The 643-nt window shown below is 74.8% G+C and carries 1 pseudogene; it reads right to left on the reverse strand.

From position 1 onward, the window contains the following. Window positions 1-643, reverse strand: a pseudogene (locus HO151_RS00545) (polyketide synthase dehydratase domain-containing protein); the annotation flags it as partial.

Here is a 643-nt window from a genome sequence, read left to right on the forward strand (position 1 = left end):
CGACGCGGCTGCGACCGTGTCCGTGTCCGTGTCGTTCGCGGGACGCAGCGTGCCGGAGGCGTGCCGCGTCCACGGCGTTCCCAGCCCGGCGTCCTCGGCGCGGGAGTGGACGCGCACGGCGCGCCGGCCGGTACCGTCGTCAGCCGCGACGCTGACACGCACCTGCGCGGCGGCGCCCTCCACGAGAACCATGGGAGCCTCCATCACCAGCTCCTCGACGGCACCGCAGCCGACCTCGTCACCGGCGCGCAACGCCAGTTCCACGAACGCCGCACCGGGCAGCAGTACCGTCCCGGCCGCGACGTGGTCGGCCAGCCACGGATGCGTGGCGAGCGACAGGCGCGAGGTGAACAGCACCTCACCCGACTCCGGTGCCTCGACCACCGCGCCCAGCAGCGGATGCCCGAGGCCGTCCACCCCGGCGGCCGACACATCCCCGGCGGCACCGGGGCCGCCCTCGCCGGTCAGCCCGTAGTGCGCGCGCTGGAAGGGGTAGGTCGGCAGCTCGGGCATGAGCGGGGGACGGGCCGTGGTGCCGTGGAGGAGGCCGAGGTCGAGGGGGACGCCGGCGGTGTGGAGTTGGGCGAGGGCGGAGGTGAGGGTGCGTACTTCGTCGTTGTCGCGGCGTAGTGCGGGGATGAGG

This window comes from Streptomyces sp. 8P21H-1 (assembly GCF_013302945.1).